Genomic DNA, 20,101 nt, shown 5'->3' on the forward strand with positions numbered 1-20,101 from the left:
TGGCGCGTGGCGGCGGCCCACGGATTCAAGCCTGCGTTCGGGCACACCGAGCCTAGGCGAGGTGCCGAGTGGTGGGGCAAGAGCGTTTTGCTTACTTTTGCGCTGTTCAAAAGTGAGCCGCCGTAAGGGCGGAACCCATAGCAGCCATTACCGCAGAAACGGATATGTACTCGGTCTGATCCAACATCCTGGCCAGCCCGGAGGCCGCCATCGGGGGCAAGCCCCCTCCCACATAGGATTGTGGAGCATCAGAAAGATAGTCATAGGCTGACGAGTAGCAATGGGGGGGCAAGTCGAATCGTCGCACCGCCCCCCCCACATGTTTAAATCTGCACTACCGCCTGGGCAATTCGATCAGCGCCTTGAGCCCGCCCAGCTCACTTTCCTGCAACTGCAGTACCCCGCCCCACACTTCGACAATATCGCGCACGATGCCCAGCCCCAGGCCGTGACCGTCGATCTGTTCATCCAGGCGTGCGCCACGGCTGAACACCTGTTCACGCTGGATCTCTGGAATTCCCGGGCCATCGTCTTCGACCGCCAGCCGGTAGCCGTGCGGCGTCTCACTCACGCTCAGTCGAACTTCGGCGTCCGCCCATTTGCAGGCGTTGTCCAGCAGGTTGCCGAGCAACTCCAGCAAATCTTCCCGGTCCCAGGGCAGTTGCAGGCCGGGGGCGACATGGCAGCTGAGGTCCAGGTGTTCGCCGTGGATCATGCGCAGGGTGGCCAACAGCCCCGGCAGTTCCTTTTCACAGTCGAACAACGCACCCGGCAAGGTTTCACCGGCCAGGCGCGCGCGATTGAGCTCGCGGTTGAGGCGCTGCTGCACCTGTTCAAGCTGATCGCGCAATAACTTGCTCAACTGCGGCTGATCCCTGAGCGCCTCGCTCGACGCGGCACTCAGCATCACCGCCAATGGGGTTTTCAGCGCATGCCCCAGGTTGCCCAGGGCGTTGCGCGAGCGTTTGAGGCTGTCTTCGGTGTGCGCCAGCAAATGGTTGATCTGCGCCACCAGCGGCTCCAGCTCCAGCGGCACCTGGGTGTCCAATTGCGAACGCTGGCCCTGCTGCAATTGCGCAATCTGATTGCGCGCGGTTTCCAGCGGACGCAAGGCGCGGCGCACGGTGATGCGCTGCAACACCAACACCACCAGCAAGGCCGCCAGCCCCAGTACCAGGCCGATATGGCGCATCAGGCGAAAGCTTTCCCGTACCGGCGTGTAGTCCTGCGCCACGCTGATGGAGATCGGTTGGCCGAAGCGTTTGTAGTCCGAGCGCAATACCAACAGTTTCTGGCCTTCAGGCCCCAGTTGCAGGTTGCCCTTGAGCCCGGCCTCGGGAAGCGTCGGCAGTTCCTGGTCCCACAATGAGCGGGAGCGCCAGTGTGTGTCGGCAAAATCAATGCGGAAGTAGTGCCCCGAGAATGGCCGTTGATAGGCCGGTGACAGGCGCTGCTCATCCAACTGTACGCCGTTGGGCCCACGCACCAGCGCCACCAGCAGGTTTTCGCTGTCGTTGCGCAGCCCCGCCTCCAGGTAGCGCTGCAAACCGGCCTCGAACAGCCACAGGCTGGTTTGCGCCAGCACTACGCCGACGATCACCATCACGCTGATCAACCCCAGGCTCAAGCGCCGTTGGATCGACTTCATGCAGGGCTGGCGCCAAACCGGTAACCCTGGCCGCGCCGGGTTTCGATCACACAGCGCCCCAGTTTGCGGCGCAGATGGTTGACGTGCACTTCCAGCACGTTGGAATCGCGCTCGGTCTCGCCGTCATAGAGATGCTCGGCCAGATGGCTTTTGGACAGGATCTGTTCGGGGTGCAGCATGAAATAGCGCAACAGGCGGAACTCGGCGGCCGTGAGCTGGATCTCGTCACCGTCGCGCAGCACGCACTGGCGGCCTTCGTCCAGGTGCAGGCCGGCGGCTTGCAGGGTCGGTTGGTTGGCATGCCCGTGGGCCCGGCGTAACAGCGCCTGGATGCGCAGGTGCAGCTCTTCGGGGTGAAAAGGCTTGCTCAGGTAATCATCGGCGCCGGCCTTGAGCCCCTCGATGCGTTCTGCCCAGGAATCGCGCGCCGTCAGCACCAGCACCGGCGTGGCCAGGCCAGCCGCGCGCCATTGCGCCAGCACGTCAAGCCCCGGCAAGCCCGGCAGGCCAAGGTCGAGGATGATCAGGTCATAGGGTTCGCTGCGGCCCTGGTACGCCGCGTCGCGTCCATCGGCCAGCCAATCGACGGCATAGCCTTGGCGCTGCAGGCCGGCCAGCAGCTCATCGGCCAGCGGGACGTTGTCTTCCACCAGAAGCAGGCGCATCAGTCTTCCTTATCTTTGATCAATGTACCGTCGGTGGCGTCGAGCTTGATTTCGCGCACGACGCCTTCGGTGGTCACCAGTTCCACTTCATAGGCGTATTGGCCATGCTTGAGCTCCAGCTCCGCCTCCAGCAGCCGGCCCCCAGGGTAGCGTGACATCGCCTTATGCAACAGGAGCTCCAGCGGCAGGATCACGCCCTGCTGTCGCAGCGCCAAGGCTTCATCCTGATTGAGGTCGCGAGCGGCCAGGCTTGAGCAAAAGGCCAGGAGCGCCAGCAGCACCAGACTACCGGCGCGTCGATATAGCGTCATTACGTGTCCTGATGATTCTTGAGAACGTGCCCGGTGAGCGCGTCCAATTCAACATCCCATTCAAGGCCGTGGGCATCTTCCAGTTCGACCTGGTAGATGTACTTGCCGTACTCCTCGTCCAGGTCGGTGCCCAGCAAGGTCGAACCCGGATGCAAAGCCAGGGCGGCGGCTTCAAGCTGATCGAAGGCAACAATTGTAACAGTGCCAGGCAATTTCAGTGGTTTGTCGGGGTCCATTGCCCAGGCCGGCGTGACCGAGGACGCAATGATACCGGCGGCGACCAGCGCTGTGAGGCGCTTCATGATAAGTCTCCGTTTCAGGATGTTTTTCCTACAACGGATTACGGTACGCGCGGCAACTTAACTGAAACTGAATTGCCACCATGGCAATTTGCTGGAGGCGCGCGCTTGCTCTCGCTGGCGCAGCGTTTATAAAGGTTCACGCGGCATCGTTGACATGTTTGGCGAGCTCGCGCCTACGATCGCTTTGACAGAGACCGGTATGACTGCAATCCACATCAAGTTCCCCGCCCTGACGCTCAAGGCCGGCAAACGCGCCTTTGCACGCATTCGTGAACAAGGCCTTGCCCCTGCTGACGTTGGCATCCTTCCGGGCGCGGCCGGCGGCCCCAAGGCCCTGGGCATACAAGGCCTGGACCTGGCGCTATTCGGCGACTGGCTGGCGCGCGCGCCTCGGGAGCGGGCGCTGATCGGTGCTTCCATCGGTTCCTGGCGGTTTGCCAGCGCTTGCCTGCCCGACCCGGTGCAAGGCTTGCTCGACCTGGGCCGCCTATATAACGAACAGCGTTTCGCCAAAGGCGTGACCATGGCCGAAGTCAGCCAGAGCTGTCAGCGCATGCTCGATGACCTGCTGGCCGGCCGCGATGCACACGTACTGAACAACCCCGACTATCGCCTGAACATCATGGTGGTTAAAAGCCATGGCCTGCTCGCCGATGACCATCGCGGCCGGCTGGGGCTGGGCCTGTCATCGGTGATTGCCGATAACCTGCGCGGCCGCGCACGGCTGTCGCGGCATTTCGAACGGCTGATCGTCCACGACCCCCGCCAAGTGCCGCCGGTGCATGCGCTGAAGGATTTCCCGTCGCGCTTCCTAGAACTGCAAATGGGCAACCTGCGCCAGGCGCTGCTGGCGTCCGGCTCGATTCCCATGGTGATGCAAGGTGTGCGCGACCTGCCCGGCGCAGGCGTTGGAACCTACCGCGACGGCGGCCTGTTGGACTACCACCTCGACCTGCCCTACCGCGGCGACGATATCGTGCTGTACCCGCACTTTACCGATCGCGTCATTCCGGGCTGGTTTGACAAGGGACTGCCGTGGCGACGCAGCAACCCACAAGGATTGCAGGATGTCCTGCTGCTGGCGCCGTCAAAGGACTACCTGGCCCGCCTGCCCCACGGCAAATTGCCGGACCGCAGCGACTTCAAGCGCTTCATGGGCGATGACCCGAGTCGCAACAGGTACTGGCAGACGGCAATGAGCGAGAGTCGACGGTTGGGGGATGAGTTCCTGCAGTTGGCGGACAACGGTGGCCTGGGCGAGCGTTTGCAAGCACTTTGACCCAGCGGTATGCGCGGCGACAGGTCAAGCTGTTAAACTCGCCGCCTGCCAGATACCTGACCGAGCTGAAAATACCGTGGAAATCTTCAAAGAGTTTACGTTCGAATCCGCCCACCGCCTGCCCCACGTCCCGGACGGCCATAAATGCGGGCGCCTGCACGGGCATTCGTTCAAGGTGGCGATCCACTTGAGCGGCGACCTGGATCCCCATACCGGCTGGATTCGCGACTTCTCGGAAATCAAGGCGATTTTCAAGCCGCTCTACGAGCGTCTCGACCACAATTACCTCAATGACATCCCCGGCCTGGAAAACCCCACCAGCGAAGTGCTGGCCAAGTGGATCTGGATTGAATTGAAACCCTTGCTGCCGGAACTCAGCGCGATTCGCATCCATGAGACGTGCACCAGCGGGTGCATTTATCGCGGCGAGTAAGCGATCCAGCGTTGAAGAACCACCTGCGGGTGGTTTTTTTACGCCTGGCGCCACTGATCCAATTTGTTCCACGGCTGCACTGCTTTCGCGCTTGATAGGCCACCTGGAACCATCGCGCCGACCATCTCCCTGCGCTTGGCTGTCGATACACCGTTGCCGAAGGCTTGGCACGCTCGGTGCAACAGGCCAGCGTCATCATTCAGGGAGCAAGGCACATGACTCAGCAAGAATCCGGCAACGATTACCCGCTCAGTGAAGTGCCTCTGCATGCGCGCAAGGGCCTGGCATCCACGGCCATGGTGCTGCTGGGGTTCACGTTTTTTACGGCAACGATGTTTGCCGGCGGCAAGCTGGGGGTGGCCTTCAGTTTTACCGGCATGCTCGGCGTCGTGGCCCTGGGTAACCTGCTGCTGGGTATATACGCCGCAGGGCTGGGGTACATCGCCTTCAAGAGCGGCCTGAACTCGGTATTGATGGGGCGGTTCTGCTTTGGTGAAATCGGCAGCAAGCTCAGTGACCTGATCCTCGGTTTCACCCAGATTGGCTGGTACGCCTGGGGTACCGCCACGGCCGCCGTGGTGCTGGGCAAGTATTTCGCATTAAGTCAGGGCAGCGTACTGGCCTTGATGGTGGTGTTTGGCCTGGTGTTCTGTGCGACCGCGTACGTGGGGTATCGCGGGCTGGAAATCCTGTCTTATATCGCGGTGCCCGCCATGGGCCTTTTGCTGTTGCTGTCGATGTGGGTCGCCACCGTGAAGGTCGGCGGGCTGGACGGCCTGCTGGCGGTGGTGCCGACCGCCGAGCTGGACCTGTCCACGGCGATCACCCTGGTGTTCGGCACCTTTGTCAGCGGCGCAACCCAGGCCACCAACTGGACGCGGTTCTCCCGCTCGGCCAGGGTCGCGGTGTTGGCCAGCCTGATCGGTTTTTTTATCGGCAACGGCCTGATGGTTCTGATCGGCGCCTACGGCGCGATCGTCTATCAGCAACCGGATGTGGTGGAAGTGTTGCTGTTGCAGGGTTTCGCCATGGCGGCGATGGCCATGTTGCTGCTCAACATCTGGAGCACCCAGGACAACACCATCTACAACTTCGCCGTCGCCGGTTGCAATCTGCTGCGCACCCGGCGGCGCAAAACCGTGACCCTGGCCGGTGCGGTGATCGGCACCCTGCTCGCCTTGCTGGGCATGTACGACATGCTCGTGCCGTACCTGATTCTGTTGGGCACGGTGATCCCGCCGATTGGCGGGGTGATCATGGCGGACTTCTTCTATCGCTATCGCGGCCAGTACCCACGCCTGGCGGATGCCCGCCTGCCCGCGTTTAACTGGCCCGGGCTGACGGCGTACGCGGTGGGTACGCTGCTGGCGTTCAACTCGCCTTGGGTTGCACCGCTCGTGGGGATCGCGGCCGCGTCGCTCACCTACATACTGCTCAGCGCCGTACTGCGCGTGCGCGCACCGCTGGCTGACGCCCAGGCATAGCCTGAGCACCGCCAATGGTAATCTGACGGTCGCCTGATTGAATTTAGCCAAGAGGAACTTGACCATGCACATCATCAATGCCCGCCTGCGCGACCGTGAAGGCCTGCATGATCTGCACCTGGAACATGGCCGGATCGCCAGCATCACTGCGCAAACAGGCGTACCGATGTCAATGGCCGACGACCTGGATGCCGCTGGCAACCTGGTGATCCCGCCCTTCGTCGAACCGCACATTCACCTGGATGCCACCCTCACCGCCGGCGAACCCCGCTGGAACATGAGCGGCACCTTGTTCGAAGGCATCGAATGCTGGGGCGAACGCAAAGCCACCATCACGGAGGAAGACACCAGGACTCGCGCGAAGAAAACCATCCAGGCCCTCGCCGCCCATGGTATCCAGCATGTGCGCACCCACGTCGACGTGACCGACCCGGACCTCACCGCGCTCAAAGCCATGCTGCAAGTGCGTGAAGAAAGCGCGCACCTGATCGATCTGCAAATCGTGGCCTTTCCCCAGGAAGGCATCGAGTCGTTCCGCAATGGCCGTGAACTGATGGAAGAAGCCATTCGCCTGGGCGCCGATGTCATTGGCGGCATCCCCCACTTCGAGTACACCCGCGATCAAGGGGTGAGTTCGGTGAAGTTCCTCATGGACCTGGCCGAACGCACCGGCTGCCTGGTGGACGTACATTGCGACGAAACCGATGACCCGCACTCACGCTTTCTCGAAGTGCTGGCCGAAGAAGCGCGCAGCCGCGACATGGGCGCCCGCGTCACTGCCAGCCACACCACCGCCATGGGCTCCTACGACAACGCCTACTGCGCCAAACTGTTTCGCCTGCTGGGTCACTCCGGCATCAGCTTCGTTTCCTGCCCCACCGAAAGTATCCACCTGCAAGGCCGCTTTGACAGTTTCCCGAAACGCCGAGGGGTCACCCGCGTCAACGAACTGCTCGAAGCCGGCATGAACGTGTGTTTCGGCCAGGACTCCATCGTCGACCCCTGGTACCCCTTGGGCAACGGCAACATCCTGCGGGTATTGGAAGCCGGTTTGCACATCTGCCATATGCTCGGCTACCGCAACCTGCAGAGCGCCCTGGACCTGGTCACCGACAACAGCGCCAAGGCCATGGCGCTCGGCGACCGCTACGGCCTGGCACCCGGCCGACCGGCCAACCTGTTGGTGCTGTCGGCAGACAGCGACTATGAGGTGATTCGCAGCCAGGGCCTGCCGTTGTATTCGATCCGCAACGGCAAGGTGCTGATGAAGCGTCAGCCGGCCCAGGTGGAATTTATGTAACACGGCGCTAGACGATCGAGTCGATGTCCAGCACTTGCACTTTGCCCAGGTCGCTGTGGACAGGTGAAGGGATACTGGCAACCTGGGCCAAGACTCGGTTTTCGCGGTGAGTGAACCAGCGCTTGAGGCCCTGTTGCAGGTGCGCGCCCTGGGCGTGGCTGCCGTACACATCGCGCCCATCGAGACGGCGCCAGCGCAGGCTGGCCAAGCGCTCGCGACTGGTATGCAAGCGGTCGATCTCTGCGTTCAAGGCGTCGTTATGCTCATGGCCACGGTCGTTGGCCGGGCGCATACGGGCAAGTTCGCGGCGCTTGGCCCTCAGTTGCTCGCGCATGTCTTCGAGCGCCCGATCAAGCAACTCGAACTCCCTCGCAGTGACCAGGGGACCCTGGCTATCCAGGGTTTGCTGCCAGCGTCGCAATGTCGCCCAGGCCGCAGGAATATAACTGGCGGTCATAAAGTGCTGGTTGGTTTGGAAGAGCTGCCTCAACAGGTTGTCGCGGTCGGGCATGTCGCCGTGCAACCGCAACGCCCGATTGCAGCCCAGTTCCTGGATCGATTCACAGCCAGGTTTCCACAGCACTGAAGAATGCGTGCCATCCGGGAGCGTGATGGGCATGAAGTGCTGTTGTTCGCCCTGGTGCTGGTAGGCATTCCCACCTACGCGCACCAGGCCTGCGGCGAACAGCAAACCGCCGGCGGTGGGCGCACTGAACAAGGTGACAGCCCCCGGCACCCACAGTTTGGCAGTGGTGTTCATCCACGGCGCCGGGACACTGGGGACAGGGTCGTTATGGTTGACGATTCGGTGGTGAACCAGGGCGCGGGCGCCTGCGGTGAATTCGGAATCGGCGGCGCGGGGCGCGCCGTAGGTGTAGAGGAGTGGGTTGTAATGGGCGTCCGGGATTCGGCGCAGCCCTTCAGCCAGCAGCAAGGCAATCGCGCCGCCCAGGCTGTGGCCGCAGATGACAACACGTTGACCGATGTGATATCGCGAAAGGTAATCCAGAACAAAGTGAAACGTAGCTTGAAATGCTTGGTAAAAACCTCGGTGAGCTTTACCTACGCCTTCGACGAAAGGGACTTGATGAGCATCTGCGTCGCGTAAAGCGTCCGCGCCACTGGCAGTACCACGGACAGCTATGAGTACAACCTCATCGTGGTGGCAGATAAAAGCTTGAGTGTCGGTGCCGAACTCAACGTCGTTAAAAAAGTGTATGCGCTCCGGATGCTCACCAGATTGGTAGTTAGGCTCATATAATTCAGGATCGAAAGGCAAGATTTCGAAGCGACGGGAATAGGCTACGTCTTCATACAGTGGATAAAACCGCTTTACTTGTTTTGAGTCGAACTTCCAAGCTTCCCGGTAACATGACAACTGCTCTACGAACACGTTTCCTATGCTCGGATTCAGTGGAAACGTGACCATATCCGTGGCTCCGGTTGGAAGCTCTTGACCAAATTCGCAATAGCTCAACGTCGCCATGAGCGCCAGTTGGTAAAGGTTCAGTGCACAAAACTGATCATCAGTGGAAATGATTGGCCGTAGCGCTCGTAGAGGACGCACCTCCAAAATCGTAAATTGGTTTGGGAACAGCACCACCCCTTTGGATAAGGACTCAGGAGGACCGAACCCCAGGTCCGCAATCATCTTAAGCGCATTGCGTGTGGGCCGTTGAGCCCCAGAGGACGTTGGAGGTAAGTGGGCTTTGTACCGAACCAAATCACTTACCTCTACCTGATAAAAACGATCTGCTTTTTGCCGTGCCGGGTTACCGTCGACACATTGACCATCGCTGCTTAGAAAAGAAGTTTGCTCCGCGCGTACTTGAAGCTCCGTAATGGGTAAAGCGTAGTCAAGCCGCTTCAGTAGCGTGATATAGGGTATTTCTGTTCCCGAATAAGGCTCATCCATCAAGAGAACTACCGGGCCACAATAAATACCTTCCAGCCTGGTAAAACCGTCCCCATCCAGCCGTCCCCTGTATTGCTGTCCAACACTGTCTTGGAGAGTATAAAGCAGGCCACCGTAGGCCTTACCACTCCCGGTTTCATCAACGAGACCCAAGGACAACCAATCTCCGCGTGATGGGCAAGCAGGCATCCTGTCGTTAAAAAACTGCTGCTTCCATGCATCCTGTTTCATCAAGCTTCTCCCTATCAATCACACGTTGGATATACGCTGCATAAGCGCCCATCTGGCATTTTGAAAGTCTTGAAATCGGAGACATTGCCGCGACAAAACGCGAATAAATCCTCCTCACTTTCGCCCCTGCAGCGTTTCCAGCCACGGGCAACTTTTACCCAGTTATCACCAAAAGCGGGTTGTTCCTCTTCTGTGAACGCCAACACCATCCTTAACGTTTTCCCGGACAATCCGTCACGGTGCACATGCCCCCCTGGCCTCGCCCTAGTTAGCGTTCCGGCAGCATCCAGTGACTTGCACCGAAGGTTTTTAATAAGGGCATGCCTGGGGCCAGCGGTACGAAATAACCACTGGCATTGCCCAAGAAGCTCTTGGACCCCCGCTTCGGGCATCAAAGGCACTCCAGGCTCCCAGCTATCGTGAAAATAGATAAGGGCATAGTCCCTTCCGATATCCGACCAGCGTTGCCCCCAATTGGCATTAATTACGAAAACGAGGCTGCGCAATACCAGAGGGCAGCCATTTACCTGCTCCGTTAATGGCACCTCAAAACTGACCCTATTGGCGACGGGTTTGCTGACAGCCTTGAATATTTTGAGCTCAGGTCGCCTACCCTTTCTTGCAGGCAGTTTGCAGCGTTCGCCTGATGCAGGTGCGTATGAAGCGTCACCTAACGCGTCAAACCCCGCCGGCAAATCCACCTCCAACGTAAAGCTATCCGCCGCCCTCCCCGCACACCCCGTTAGCCACACCATCCCAACGCCTAGCAACACTTTTCCCATCCACCTACGCATTCCCGAGCCCTTCTGTGCACCACTGTTCCCGCACCCGCTCAAAATGCTGCCCGGGTGCCTCCCCCTTCAGCGGCTGCCAGCGAATGACACTGCTCCGGGTCGCCTCCTCCAGCCGGCGCACCACCAGGAATTCAAGTTGCTCAGACGAACGCCATTGCCAGAGACGGGCCTGCTCCAGCACACCGGCCAACCAGATCCTGGGGTCGTGAAACTCCACCAGGGCCGCCAGGTCTTCACTGTGTTCGGCCAGCAGGTAGCGCAGGATATTGGCCTGGAGAATGGCCGACGCCTGGGGATTGGGCACCTGTAACCAGGGCGCGGGATCGGGCACCGGGTACTCACCCGGTGCGGGGTTGTCGTGGCTGCACCAACGTCCCTCATGCCAGCAGCACACGCTGGTCAGCGGGCCCAGGTAGACCGGCCAGTGTTCTGCCGGCAGATACGCCAGGGCACGGGCCAGGGTGCGGTTGTCGTGAAAACGGTACAGGGCCTTTTCACCTTCTGACCCGACCAGCAGGCGCTCACGCCAATGTCGGGTCACACTGGCCAAGTCATCGTTGGGCAAACTGCCCAGCCACCCTCGATTTGCCTCTGGGTTTTGCAGAAGATTGGCCAACACAGGCTCGCCTGTCTGTTCCAATAGCAGGATCACCGGGCCCTTGCTTGCCAGCTCCGCTGCCGCGGTTTCAGCATAGAGCGGGCAATATTGCGAGAGGTCGCGAGCCGCCATGAGCGACTGGCAACGCTCGTTGCTGGCTTCGAGTATCAGGCACAGACGACGCCCCGCTTGTTGCTGCTGCGCCATCCATTGATAAGGCACGTCCTGCATCACGCGGCCCTCCCGGTGCTATCGCATTGACCTTCGCGACAACGCTCGCATAGGGGGCAAAAATCCGCATCCAACTGGCCGGCCAAGTCTGTGATGAGGCCCTGTACGACCGAAACCTCAGGAATGCCCGCAACAGACGAAGGGCTGGCCGACCTTGCAGCGCATGGCGAACCGCCGACAGTGATCGGCCGGCTGCTGAAAATCCCGCCGGCCTGAATCTGCAAATACTCGCCGCCCGCCTTGAAACTCAACTGAGCGCCCGCATCGATGACAAGGCTGGCTCCCGCCTTCAGGTGAATCTGTTGGCCGGCTTCGATCACCATGACCTGGGCCACCTGGGTGTGGCTGTCGCCTTGCACGGCGAGGTGGTCGCTTGCCTTGAGCACAACCCTGCGCTCGCCCGTGATGTGGCGCTGCTCACCGCTCTCAAGACGAACCGTGCTCAAGCCTCGGATGACTTCGCTGCGCTCACCGAGCACGTGCAAACGGCTGTCATGGCCCACGTGCTGCTCCAGATCACGCTGGGCGCGCAGGTAGATCAGTTCCTCGCCACAGCGGTCTTCCAGGTGCAGCTCGTTGCTGCCCGCGCCACCTGGAACGCTGCAACTGCGCAACACGCTGCGGGTCTTGTACTGCGGCAGGGAAAAGGCCGGCATGTGCGATGCGTTGGGCAGGCAACCATTGATCACCGGCTGGTCCGGGTCACCCTCCAGGAAGGTCACCAGCACCTCCATGCCCACCCGTGGAATCATCATGGCGCCAAACCCGGAACCGGCCCAACCGGTTGCGACCCTCACCCAGCAGCTGCTTTTATCATCCGACCTGTCCAGCCGATCCCAATGAAACCGCACCTTCACGCGACCGTACGCGTCGCAGTGCACCTCCTCGCCCGCGGGCCCCGTAACAGTTGCCGTCTGGCTGCCATTGATGGAGGCCTTGGGATGTTTGAGGGGGGGCCGATGCACGGCACGCCAAGGGGTCGCGGTGAAACGGTTGCGATACCTCACGAAGGCGTCCGTATCGCCTGCCGCTTCCTCCAGGACCTGTGGCTGATAGCCTTCATGGCGCACCGAGGTGAGCAACCACAAGTCATTGCAGGTCGGATCCGGATGATCTTGCAACGCAAGAAAGTGACCACTGCGCAACAGGGGCTGGTCACTGCTGCCCAACGCGCGATGGCGGTCGGACTGATGCCGCTCCAGACTGCGACGCGTCAATTGCGCCCCGCGTGCACGCCGGGTGAAACCTGCCGGGTAACGGTAGTCCTCAAGGTCTGTGCCCGGTGCACCGCCAGAGACGTCGTGAAGCCGCAGCGACGGGTGTTCGAAGTCGTGATCCCGGCGCACTGTTCGCCGACTGCGGGTTTCCAGGCGTATATCGAAGCGCTTGACGCCGTTGGCTGCGGCCAACGGATCAAGCGTCGAGCAGTATCGCTGCATCGGCAGACGCTGAAACACCGTCTGATCATCACCAAACACCAGTAAATGACCGTTGGCACTATGACGGAAGTGGTAATGGATACCCTCTTCCTCGCACAGTCGCTGAATGAAGTGCAGATCAGTTTCCCCATACTGCACGCAAAACAGCCGCGGCGGATAAATCACCGGGCCGAGCTCGAAGGCGTAGGCATCTGCGAGGATGCCGTGTTGCGCAAGCACGCTGGCGATAATCTGCGGCACGCTACGCTGCTGGAAAACCCGCTGGTCAAGGCGATGGGCGAGGCAGGCCAAGCGGGGCGCGAGCGTGAGGTGGTAATGGGTGAGCCGGGCCCCCGCGGCATCACGGCCGATGGCGTAGACCACCCCGTGCAGGCCTTGATCCGTTGCGCCCAGATCCAGATAGGCCGGCTGATGCAGCAACGCCTCCAGCTCCAGGTCAGGGTTTTCACTGACGACTTGCACCTGTATGAAATACGGCTGATCAAGACACTCACTGCCTTCGAAAGCGAGTACCTGCAAATTGGCAGTACAGCCTGAAATCATTAATTTGAAACGTGACGAAACAAACGCGTCAACCATCCGTTGTTACCCGCCATCAATAACCCGCTGATTAAAAGCTCTCCCCGTTGATTGCTGGAACGCTGACCGAGAAAAAGCGCCTGAACGCTCTGAAGCTTAGCGATTTCAGGAAAAAAACGGCCCTTTGAAAATAAAACAGAAGATTCGTAAGGCGAGAATGGAAGCGTCTTTTACCAAGCCTCGCCCGCTGATCCCGACGGAACCCGGCTCGCCCGACGAGGCCTGATATGCAAGGATGTCGCGCCGGACATCGTTCGTTGAACGCAACGCCAAGGATTATTCATGACTGCCATCCCCACTTCCGCCCCCGTGGTTCCCGGGCGGCTGGAGCAAATGTCCACCCGCATCGCTTTTTTCATCGCCGGCTTCGGTATCGCGGCCTGGGCGCCGCTGGTGCCGTACGCCAAGGCACGCGCGCAACTCAACGAAGGCACGCTTGGTCTGTTGTTGTTGTGCCTGGGGGTCGGATCGATTCTCGCCATGCCCGTGGCAGGGGTGTTGGCGTCGCGCTTTGGCTGCCGGCGCGTGTTGACCGCCGGCACTATCATGATCTGCCTGGCGCTGCCGATGCTGGCCACCGTGAGTTCGATTCCGCTGTTGATGGCGGGGTTGTTCCTGTTTGGCGCAGGGCTGGGTACCGTGGATTCGACCGTCAACCTGCAAGCGGTGATTGTTGAACGAGCCAGCGGGAAAACCATGATGTCGGGCTTCCACGGCTTGTTCAGCCTGGGCGGCATCGTGGGTGCGGCGGGGGTCTCCGGCCTGCTGGGGCTGGGCTTGTCGCCGCTGCAGGCAACCCTGGTAGTGATCGTCATCATGGTAGTGGCGCTGCTCAAGGCCGCGCCCCATTTACTGCCCTACGGCAGTGAAAGCTCGGGGCCGGCGTTCGCCATTCCCCATGGCGTGGTGCTGTTTATCGGCTGCCTGTGTTTCATCGTCTTCCTGGCTGAAGGCGCGGTACTGGACTGGAGCGCGGTGTTCCTGAGTGCCGAGCGCGGGCTGGACGCAGCGTATGCAGGCCTGGGCTACGCGGCATTCGCCCTGACCATGACCGCCGGGCGCCTGACCGGTGACATTATTGTGCGGCGCCTGGGCGCTACCCGAGTGATCGTGGGCGGTGGCACGCTGGCAGCGGCCGGTGTGTTCCTGGCGACGCTCTCCCCTGCCTGGGAAATGGCGCTGCTCGGGTACGCGTTGGTGGGCGCCGGGTGCTCCAATATCGTCCCGGTGCTCTATACCGCTGTCGGCAAGCAGAGCGTGATGCCGGAACACATTGCCGTACCCGCCATTACCACGCTGGGCTACGCAGGCATCCTGGCAGGGCCGGCAGTGATCGGGTTCATTGCCCATGGCAGCAGCATGGCAACCGCCTTCCTGCTGATCGGTGGTTTGCTGGCGGCGGTGGCGATCAGCGGAAGGATACTGCGCGTATAAATTCGCCTGTATGAGCGGCTTGATTCATGCAACCCGCTCATGCCTCTGCGGCGCCTTCAGTTGCCCTTTTCTATCTTATCGTTTTCCAACCATCGATCGATGCTGTAGTTCTTCAGCCACCCATCACTGTTACGACTTCCCGTCAGGGCGAAGCCGTTAGCCTTGTAATTGTCCAGCGAGTCCAGCAAGCCGGGTCTTTCAACGATGTTTTTGGCGAGGTACACCAGCTGTTCGCTGTATTGCTTTTTCGGGAAACCGTTGGCGGGGTCTCGCACAACATTACCTTTACTATCCAGCTCGTCAGGATCCTTGCTCATCTCGACAAGCGTGTCTGTTTTTACAAACCTGTGTTTATCCCATGGCCAGGAGAAATCTTCCGACTTATCCCGTAGCTGGTCAAACATGCCCCTGAATGTCGTAACGACCTGGGCGTTGGACATGCTATGGAACGGATCCGCGCTCTGGGTATTGGGGTTGGTATTACCGGTGAGTAATTCGGCTGCTTTGGCCAGACTTTCCGGTGTGATTTTACCGCCATCCACAAGAATCGCTTCGTTGACCCTGGGGCGATTGAGTATCTCCCTGGCCAACATGATGGTGCGTTCCGAGACGCTGCTTTTATGCACATCCTCACCGGCAATTTTTTGCAGTCCGCCCTGGGTAAGATGGCCATCTGTCTTGAACTTATCCAGCATGGAAAAGTTGCTGACCAGGTCTGTCGCCAGCAGATGGTCATCCGAACTGATATAGGGATTTCCTACATTCGACATTCCGCCGTACATGCCTTGACCGTCGAAATGCCGGCTGGCGCCGTTGACCATCAGGTTGTTCGAGACAAAACTCGAGTTCGTTGCCAGCGGCTGCTGAGTGCCGATCGCCTTGTCGACGACGCTGAGTCGCGTGTAACCACCACTGGCCGGCGCAGGCTCCTGATTTGGTATGAGAGGTATTCCAGCGCCTGGAGTAATCCCGTAAGTCATGTTCATTCCCACCCTAGTTAGATTCCATCAACTGAACCTGGAGTGCCCAGTCTTCAACCCGCGTCGACTGTCAGCACGAGACACGCAACGGATGTGTGGCAACTCAAAAAATATTGGTTCCGAGAAGTCCTGCGCATGGGCGAGGTAAAACTTGAGCGTTTGTAACCAGCCAGACTGGCCGGACTTTTCCCCAACGTGGTCCGTCTAGGGATCACGGTCGACGTGATAATTTGCTCCAGAGTGTTTCGAGCAATGACAACGCAGACCGAGGCGCCGGCCCGTCCTCCGAGGTTCGCGAGCCCCTGTCAAAGTCTTCGGTCGTAGGCGCCTTGAAACTGAACTTGGGCGATGACGTGAGGTTGAGCCCCTTTGCCTGAGATTTGCCTGGGCTTTGCACCGGAGTTGCCGGAGCAGGCAAGCTTGCAACAGCGTACTGGGAGTGAGACTGGCGAGGTTCAAATGATGTGGAATTCATAGGCCATTACCTGTTCCAGTAGACGAAGGCATCCAAGGGTAAGACCGATGGATGCTCTGTTCGTGGTAAATACTTGCAAATGGTTCCCGCATCGCCGACGGGCGATTTCGCGGCTGGGGAATCCACCAGCCGATACAACGCAGTGAAGCCAGGTCTTAGCGCAGGAGCCGATACAGGTCGTCTCGAGTGATCTTGCCATCGCGCAGGAACCCGAAAACGTTGTCCATCGAGCCCTTGAGCTCCGAACGATTCATGATTTCCCTCGACAGTTGGGTGATGCTGTCGGTTGGCGCATGACCATAAAGCGGGCGCGCAGCGAGCTGTGCGAACTTGTTGATATCGATGGCGTTTCTGTCAGCGCTCCACCACGGCCCTTTCAACGCACTGAAGTTATTCAGGACATTCTGGGCAAGTTGTCTGTCGTCCTGAAGCTTCAGAGGGTTGGACGAAAGAATGAATTTATTGATGTCGTCTTTGGACAAGGACTGGTCCAAAGACCCCGTTCCGTTATTTCGATCCAGAGCCTGCATCAGGCCTGGGCGCTTGAGCAACTCCCTGGCCAGCCTGATATTCGCATCCCGCTCCGGGTTACCGGTCAGGGGCCGACCGGCCAGCTTATCGACATGTCCAGGCGTGACGTTCGGTGCATACCAGGGTTTGAACGCGTTGTAGCTATTCAACAGCCCCTGAGCCAACAGCTCGTTGCTTTGCTTGCCGTAATAAGGATCCGGCAGCGTGGGGTTGGGACGTGGAGGTGGGCCTGGATTGAAGCCGGATTTCGAAGACTGCGTTGCGCTGTCGAAAACCGGGCCGGGCTGACTCGCCGACTGCTCGAAACTTGGGCCTGCCGCGCCCGCACCCTTGGCCGCAGGGCTGGGTTGGGCGGCTGCAGGCGGCTGCGAGAGGTTGTCAATGGCTGAGGGCAACGCTTGATTGGATGCGGATACCGACATGTGGTGCTCCAGTTCTGATTTAGGGCGGTGCCTTGCTGCTGCAGTTGTGCCAGCGATGAATGAACCGTGGCGCAGGTATGCACCAGCAGGCATTTGCTGTGTGGCAGAGCGATGGCATTGGGTTCCTCGACGTGTTGAAAACTTCTGAATGCGGGTAGGAAGGAGGTCGTGACAGATGAAAGGCACACCGCGAAATTTTCCCCATTCACAGCACAACGCCAATCGCCGCTCACCCTGGGCAGGATGAGCGGCAGGTCGCGGCCCTTGAACGGCACATCGCCTTCAGAGGGGGCCTTGGTGTACGTGAGAAATCACAGTTCCATCGGTTATTCCCCGTCGTCCCGCGCAACAGCATGCTGAACTTCCATTGCCCCGCATCAGTCAGCACAAAAGACTCTCATTAAACAGCGGGTGGGTGATGCAGATTTCCTTGCAGCAACAAGTGGCCTTGGTCACCGGTGCCAGCTCCGGCATCGGCGCGGGTGCAGCCAAAGCGCTGGCCGAGGCCGGAGCAGCCGTGGTGCTTAACTACAATTCCCAGGCGGCACCGGCCGAAACGCTCGCGGCGCAGATCAATGCCAACGGTGGCCGAGCCATTGCCGTCGCTGGGGACGTGTCCAAAGAAGCCGACGTCGAACGTCTGTTCGCCCAGACCCTCGATGCCTTCGGCCATCTGGATATTCTCGTCGCCAACTCCGGCCTGCAGAAAGACGCCAACCTGGTCGACATGAGCCTCGAGGACTGGAACACGGTGATTGGCGTCAACCTCACCGGTCAATTTCTCTGCGCACGCGCTGCAGTGCGAATTTTCAACCGCCAGGGTGTGCGTGAGGGCGTGTCCCGCGCCGCCGGCAAGATCATCCATATGAGCTCGGTGCACCAGTTGATTCCCTGGGCCGGGCACGTGAATTACGCAGCGTCCAAAGGCGGTGTGGAGATGCTGATGCGCACCCTCGCCCAGGAGGTCAGCGAGCAGCGCATTCGGATCAACGGGATTGCGCCGGGGGCGATTCGCACGGCGATCAACCGTGCGGCCACTGAAGGCGCCGCAGAACAGGAGCTGCTCAAGTTGATTCCCTACGGCCGCGTCGGCGATGTGCAAGACGTGGCGAATGCGGTGGTGTGGCTAGCCAGCGACGCGTCCGATTACGTGGTCGGCAGCACCCTGTTCATCGATGGCGGCATGAGCCTTTATCCGGAGTTTCGTGGCAATGGTTGATTTGAAGAACGAACCACAAAGTGCCATCGATGCCCACGGCATCATCGGCGACATGCGCAGCGCAGCGTTGGTGAATGACCGGGGTAGTATCGATTTTTTCTGCTGGCCGGAATTCGACAGTCCATCGATCTTTTGCGCGTTGCTCGACAGCCCCGAGGCCGGCACCTTCCAGCTCACCCCGGACTTGCCCAATGCACGCCGCGAGCAGATCTACCTGCCCGACACCAATGTGCTGCAAACCCGTTGGCTCAGCGATGCGGCGGTGGTGGAAATCACTGATTTGCTGGCCGTCAGCGAAGAAGTCGATGATCTACCTTTATTGATCCGCCGCGTGCGAGTGGTCAGCGGCACGGCGACGCTCCATCTACGCTGCGCCGTGCGCCATGACTACGCCCGCGCCAAGACCCACGCCGAGGCCGTCGATCGAGGCGTGTTGTTCCGCGCGGACGGTCAGCCCGGACTACGGCTGGCGGGCAGCCACCCGTTGACCCTCGACAAACATGTCGCGACGGCCAGCTTCACCCTGGCCCAGAACGAGAGCGCTGAATTCGTCCTCGGCGGCCAGGACGATCCCCGCGTGACGAACGCCTGCCCCGACCTCTACCTGGAACGCACCTTGAAGTTCTGGCGCAGTTGGATCGGTCAATCGAACTACCGCGGACGCTGGCGTGAAATGGTCAACCGCTCGGCCCTCGCGCTGAAGTTGCTGACCTCACGCAAACACGGCGCAATCATCGCCGCCGCCACCTTCGGCCTGCCCGAGACACCCGGCGGCGAGCGCAATTGGGACTACCGCTACACCTGGATCCGCGACGCTTCGTTTACCGTCTACGCGTTCATGCGCCTGGGTTTCGTCGAGGAAGCCAACGCCTACATGCGCTGGCTCAAGGGTCGGGTCAGCGACTGTTGCGGCCAACCGACCAAAATCAACATCCTGTACGGCATCGATGGCCGCCAGGAGTTGTCGGAAACCACCCTGGATCACCTCAGCGGCCATGGCGGCGCCCAGCCGGTGCGCGTGGGCAATGAAGCGTTTGACCAGGTCCAGTTGGATATCTACGGCGAGCTGATGGATGCGGTTTACCTGGTCAATAAATACGGCGAAGCCATCTCCCACGAAGGCTGGAAGCACACCGTGGAAGTGGTCGATCAAGTCTGCGAAATCTGGAATCAGCAAGACGTCGGCATCTGGGAAATGCGTGGCGAGCAGCATCACTTCCTGCACTCGCGCCTGATGTGCTGGGTGGCCGTGGACCGGGCGATCCGCCTGGCGTCCAAGCGCTCGTTACCGGCGCCGTTCGCGCGTTGGGACCAGACCCGCCAAGCGATCTATGCCGATATCTGGAGCAACTTCTGGAACGAAGAACGTGGGCATTTCGTGCAGCACATCGGCAGTACCGCCCTCGACGGCTCGATGCTGTTGATGCCGCTGGTGCGCTTCGTTGCCGCCACCGATCCACGCTGGTTGTCGACACTGGAGGCGATCCAGAAAAGCCTGGTCCGCGATGGCATGGTCTACCGTTATCGCAACGACGACAGCCAGATCGATGGGTTACAAGGCACTGAAGGCGCGTTTGCCGCGTGTTCGTTCTGGTACGTCGAATGCCTGGCCCGCGCCGGCCAGGTGGAAAAGGCTCACCTTGAGTTCGAGCAACTGCTGCGCTACGCCAACCCGCTGGGGCTGTACGCCGAAGAGTTCGACAGCCAGGCACGGCACCTGGGGAACACGCCCCAGGCATTGAGCCATTTGGCGCTGATCAGTGCGGCGACGTTTCTGGACCGTAAACTCAGTGGTGCGAAAACGGTATGGCAACCATGATATCCACACTGC

The 20,101-nt window shown here is 60.2% G+C and carries 17 protein-coding genes; 7 read left to right on the forward strand and 10 right to left on the reverse strand.

Features of this window, described 5'->3' with window-relative positions:
• Positions 1-334: 334 nt before the first annotated feature.
• The 4 genes from CIB54_RS23870 to CIB54_RS23885 are packed head-to-tail and all read right to left on the reverse strand — an operon-like array spanning position 335 to position 2,926.
• Positions 335-1,648: a sensor histidine kinase gene (locus CIB54_RS23870; protein ID WP_101221140.1), complete on the reverse strand. Its 1,314-nt coding sequence runs from the start codon at positions 1,646-1,648 to the stop codon at positions 335-337.
• On the reverse strand, positions 1,645-2,313 hold the full coding sequence (locus tag CIB54_RS23875) for a response regulator transcription factor (RefSeq protein WP_101221141.1): 669 nt from the start codon (positions 2,311-2,313) through the stop codon (positions 1,645-1,647). Before CIB54_RS23875 ends, CIB54_RS23870 begins: the two co-directional genes overlap by 4 nt.
• On the reverse strand, positions 2,313-2,624 hold the full coding sequence (locus tag CIB54_RS23880; RefSeq protein ID WP_065932885.1) for a PepSY domain-containing protein: 312 nt from the start codon (positions 2,622-2,624) through the stop codon (positions 2,313-2,315). Before CIB54_RS23880 ends, CIB54_RS23875 begins: the two co-directional genes overlap by 1 nt.
• Positions 2,624-2,926, reverse strand: a complete 303-nt coding sequence (locus CIB54_RS23885; RefSeq protein ID WP_057726273.1) for a PepSY domain-containing protein — start codon at positions 2,924-2,926, stop codon at positions 2,624-2,626. The genes CIB54_RS23880 and CIB54_RS23885 overlap by 1 nt, the downstream gene beginning before the upstream one ends.
• 199 nt (positions 2,927-3,125) lie before the next feature.
• On the opposite strand from CIB54_RS23885, the gene CIB54_RS23890 reads away from it, so the two are divergent.
• The 4 genes from CIB54_RS23890 to codA all read left to right on the forward strand — a co-directional run bounded on the left by CIB54_RS23890 (position 3,126) and on the right by codA (position 7,422).
• Entirely contained in the window at positions 3,126-4,205 is a 1,080-nt protein-coding gene (locus tag CIB54_RS23890; protein ID WP_101221142.1) for a patatin-like phospholipase domain-containing protein, read from the forward strand.
• A 76-nt stretch (positions 4,206-4,281) separates the two neighbouring features.
• Positions 4,282-4,638: a 6-carboxytetrahydropterin synthase QueD gene (gene queD, locus CIB54_RS23895; RefSeq protein WP_065952290.1), complete on the forward strand. Its 357-nt coding sequence runs from the start codon at positions 4,282-4,284 to the stop codon at positions 4,636-4,638.
• Between the two features lie 215 nt (positions 4,639-4,853).
• Entirely contained in the window at positions 4,854-6,122 is a 1,269-nt protein-coding gene (gene codB, locus CIB54_RS23900) for a cytosine permease (protein ID WP_065952291.1), read from the forward strand.
• Positions 6,123-6,186: 64 nt separating this feature from the next.
• Positions 6,187-7,422 carry a cytosine deaminase gene (gene codA / locus CIB54_RS23905; RefSeq protein WP_101221143.1) on the forward strand — a complete coding sequence of 412 codons (1,236 nt, stop codon included), beginning with the start codon at positions 6,187-6,189 and terminating at the stop codon, positions 7,420-7,422.
• Between the two features lie 7 nt (positions 7,423-7,429).
• Here the strand turns inward: codA and CIB54_RS23910 are convergent, their stop codons facing one another.
• The 4 genes from CIB54_RS23910 to tssI are packed head-to-tail and all read right to left on the reverse strand — an operon-like array spanning position 7,430 to position 13,209.
• Entirely contained in the window at positions 7,430-9,568 is a 2,139-nt protein-coding gene (locus CIB54_RS23910; RefSeq protein ID WP_101221144.1) for a lipase family protein, read from the reverse strand.
• 14 nt (positions 9,569-9,582) lie between these two features.
• Positions 9,583-10,362, reverse strand: a complete 780-nt coding sequence (locus tag CIB54_RS27765; RefSeq protein ID WP_101221145.1) for a hypothetical protein — start codon at positions 10,360-10,362, stop codon at positions 9,583-9,585.
• Positions 10,355-11,191 (reverse strand): DUF4123 domain-containing protein, encoded by an 837-nt coding sequence (locus CIB54_RS23920; RefSeq protein ID WP_101221146.1) that lies wholly within the window; start codon positions 11,189-11,191, stop codon positions 10,355-10,357. Before CIB54_RS23920 ends, CIB54_RS27765 begins: the two co-directional genes overlap by 8 nt.
• Positions 11,191-13,209 (reverse strand): type VI secretion system tip protein TssI/VgrG, encoded by a 2,019-nt coding sequence (gene tssI / locus CIB54_RS23925; RefSeq protein ID WP_101221147.1) that lies wholly within the window; start codon positions 13,207-13,209, stop codon positions 11,191-11,193. The genes CIB54_RS23920 and tssI overlap by 1 nt, the downstream gene beginning before the upstream one ends.
• Before the next feature lie 282 nt (positions 13,210-13,491).
• Here tssI and CIB54_RS23930 point away from each other — a divergent pair, with 282 nt between their 5' ends.
• Entirely contained in the window at positions 13,492-14,643 is a 1,152-nt protein-coding gene (locus CIB54_RS23930) for an MFS transporter (RefSeq protein ID WP_101221148.1), read from the forward strand.
• Positions 14,644-14,699: 56 nt separating this feature from the next.
• On the opposite strand, the gene CIB54_RS23935 is transcribed toward CIB54_RS23930, so the two are convergent.
• Positions 14,700-15,623, reverse strand: coding sequence for a hypothetical protein (locus tag CIB54_RS23935; RefSeq protein ID WP_232790605.1), 924 nt, complete (start codon positions 15,621-15,623; stop codon positions 14,700-14,702).
• Between the two features lie 630 nt (positions 15,624-16,253).
• Positions 16,254-17,051: a hypothetical protein gene (locus CIB54_RS27770; RefSeq protein ID WP_232790606.1), complete on the reverse strand. Its 798-nt coding sequence runs from the start codon at positions 17,049-17,051 to the stop codon at positions 16,254-16,256.
• Positions 17,052-17,469: 418 nt separating this feature from the next.
• Between CIB54_RS27770 and CIB54_RS23950 the strand changes: the two genes are divergently transcribed.
• Both CIB54_RS23950 and CIB54_RS23955 read left to right on the forward strand, forming a co-directional pair.
• Complete coding sequence (locus tag CIB54_RS23950) at positions 17,470-18,270, forward strand: glucose 1-dehydrogenase (RefSeq protein WP_065952298.1); 801 nt, start codon at positions 17,470-17,472, stop codon at positions 18,268-18,270.
• Complete coding sequence (locus CIB54_RS23955; protein WP_101221149.1) at positions 18,263-20,089, forward strand: glycoside hydrolase family 15 protein; 1,827 nt, start codon at positions 18,263-18,265, stop codon at positions 20,087-20,089. The genes CIB54_RS23950 and CIB54_RS23955 overlap by 8 nt, the downstream gene beginning before the upstream one ends.
• The last annotated feature ends 12 nt before the right edge of the window (positions 20,090-20,101 follow it).

Source organism: Pseudomonas fluorescens (assembly GCF_002837185.1).
Lineage (GTDB): Bacteria > Pseudomonadota > Gammaproteobacteria > Pseudomonadales > Pseudomonadaceae > Aquipseudomonas > Aquipseudomonas fluorescens_AM.

Excerpts from the sequence above, each read along its gene's own strand:
- CIB54_RS23870 (WP_101221140.1), bottom strand. The coding sequence starts at position 1,648 with ATGAAGTCGATCCAACGGCGCTTGAGCCTGGGGTTGATCAGCGTGATG.
- CIB54_RS23875 (WP_101221141.1), bottom strand. The coding sequence starts at position 2,313 with ATGCGCCTGCTTCTGGTGGAAGACAACGTCCCGCTGGCCGATGAGCTG.
- CIB54_RS23880 (WP_065932885.1), bottom strand. The coding sequence starts at position 2,624 with ATGACGCTATATCGACGCGCCGGTAGTCTGGTGCTGCTGGCGCTCCTG.
- CIB54_RS23885 (WP_057726273.1), bottom strand. The coding sequence starts at position 2,926 with ATGAAGCGCCTCACAGCGCTGGTCGCCGCCGGTATCATTGCGTCCTCG.
- CIB54_RS23890 (WP_101221142.1), top strand. The coding sequence starts at position 3,126 with ATGACTGCAATCCACATCAAGTTCCCCGCCCTGACGCTCAAGGCCGGC.
- codB (WP_065952291.1), top strand. The coding sequence starts at position 4,854 with ATGACTCAGCAAGAATCCGGCAACGATTACCCGCTCAGTGAAGTGCCT.
- codA (WP_101221143.1), top strand. The coding sequence starts at position 6,187 with ATGCACATCATCAATGCCCGCCTGCGCGACCGTGAAGGCCTGCATGAT.
- CIB54_RS23910 (WP_101221144.1), bottom strand. The coding sequence starts at position 9,568 with ATGAAACAGGATGCATGGAAGCAGCAGTTTTTTAACGACAGGATGCCT.
- CIB54_RS27765 (WP_101221145.1), bottom strand. The coding sequence starts at position 10,362 with ATGCGTAGGTGGATGGGAAAAGTGTTGCTAGGCGTTGGGATGGTGTGG.
- CIB54_RS23920 (WP_101221146.1), bottom strand. The coding sequence starts at position 11,191 with ATGCAGGACGTGCCTTATCAATGGATGGCGCAGCAGCAACAAGCGGGG.
- tssI (WP_101221147.1), bottom strand. The coding sequence starts at position 13,209 with ATGGTTGACGCGTTTGTTTCGTCACGTTTCAAATTAATGATTTCAGGC.
- CIB54_RS23930 (WP_101221148.1), top strand. The coding sequence starts at position 13,492 with ATGACTGCCATCCCCACTTCCGCCCCCGTGGTTCCCGGGCGGCTGGAG.
- CIB54_RS23935 (WP_232790605.1), bottom strand. The coding sequence starts at position 15,623 with ATGACTTACGGGATTACTCCAGGCGCTGGAATACCTCTCATACCAAAT.
- CIB54_RS27770 (WP_232790606.1), bottom strand. The coding sequence starts at position 17,051 with ATGTCGGTATCCGCATCCAATCAAGCGTTGCCCTCAGCCATTGACAAC.
- CIB54_RS23950 (WP_065952298.1), top strand. The coding sequence starts at position 17,470 with ATGCAGATTTCCTTGCAGCAACAAGTGGCCTTGGTCACCGGTGCCAGC.
- CIB54_RS23955 (WP_101221149.1), top strand. The coding sequence starts at position 18,263 with ATGGTTGATTTGAAGAACGAACCACAAAGTGCCATCGATGCCCACGGC.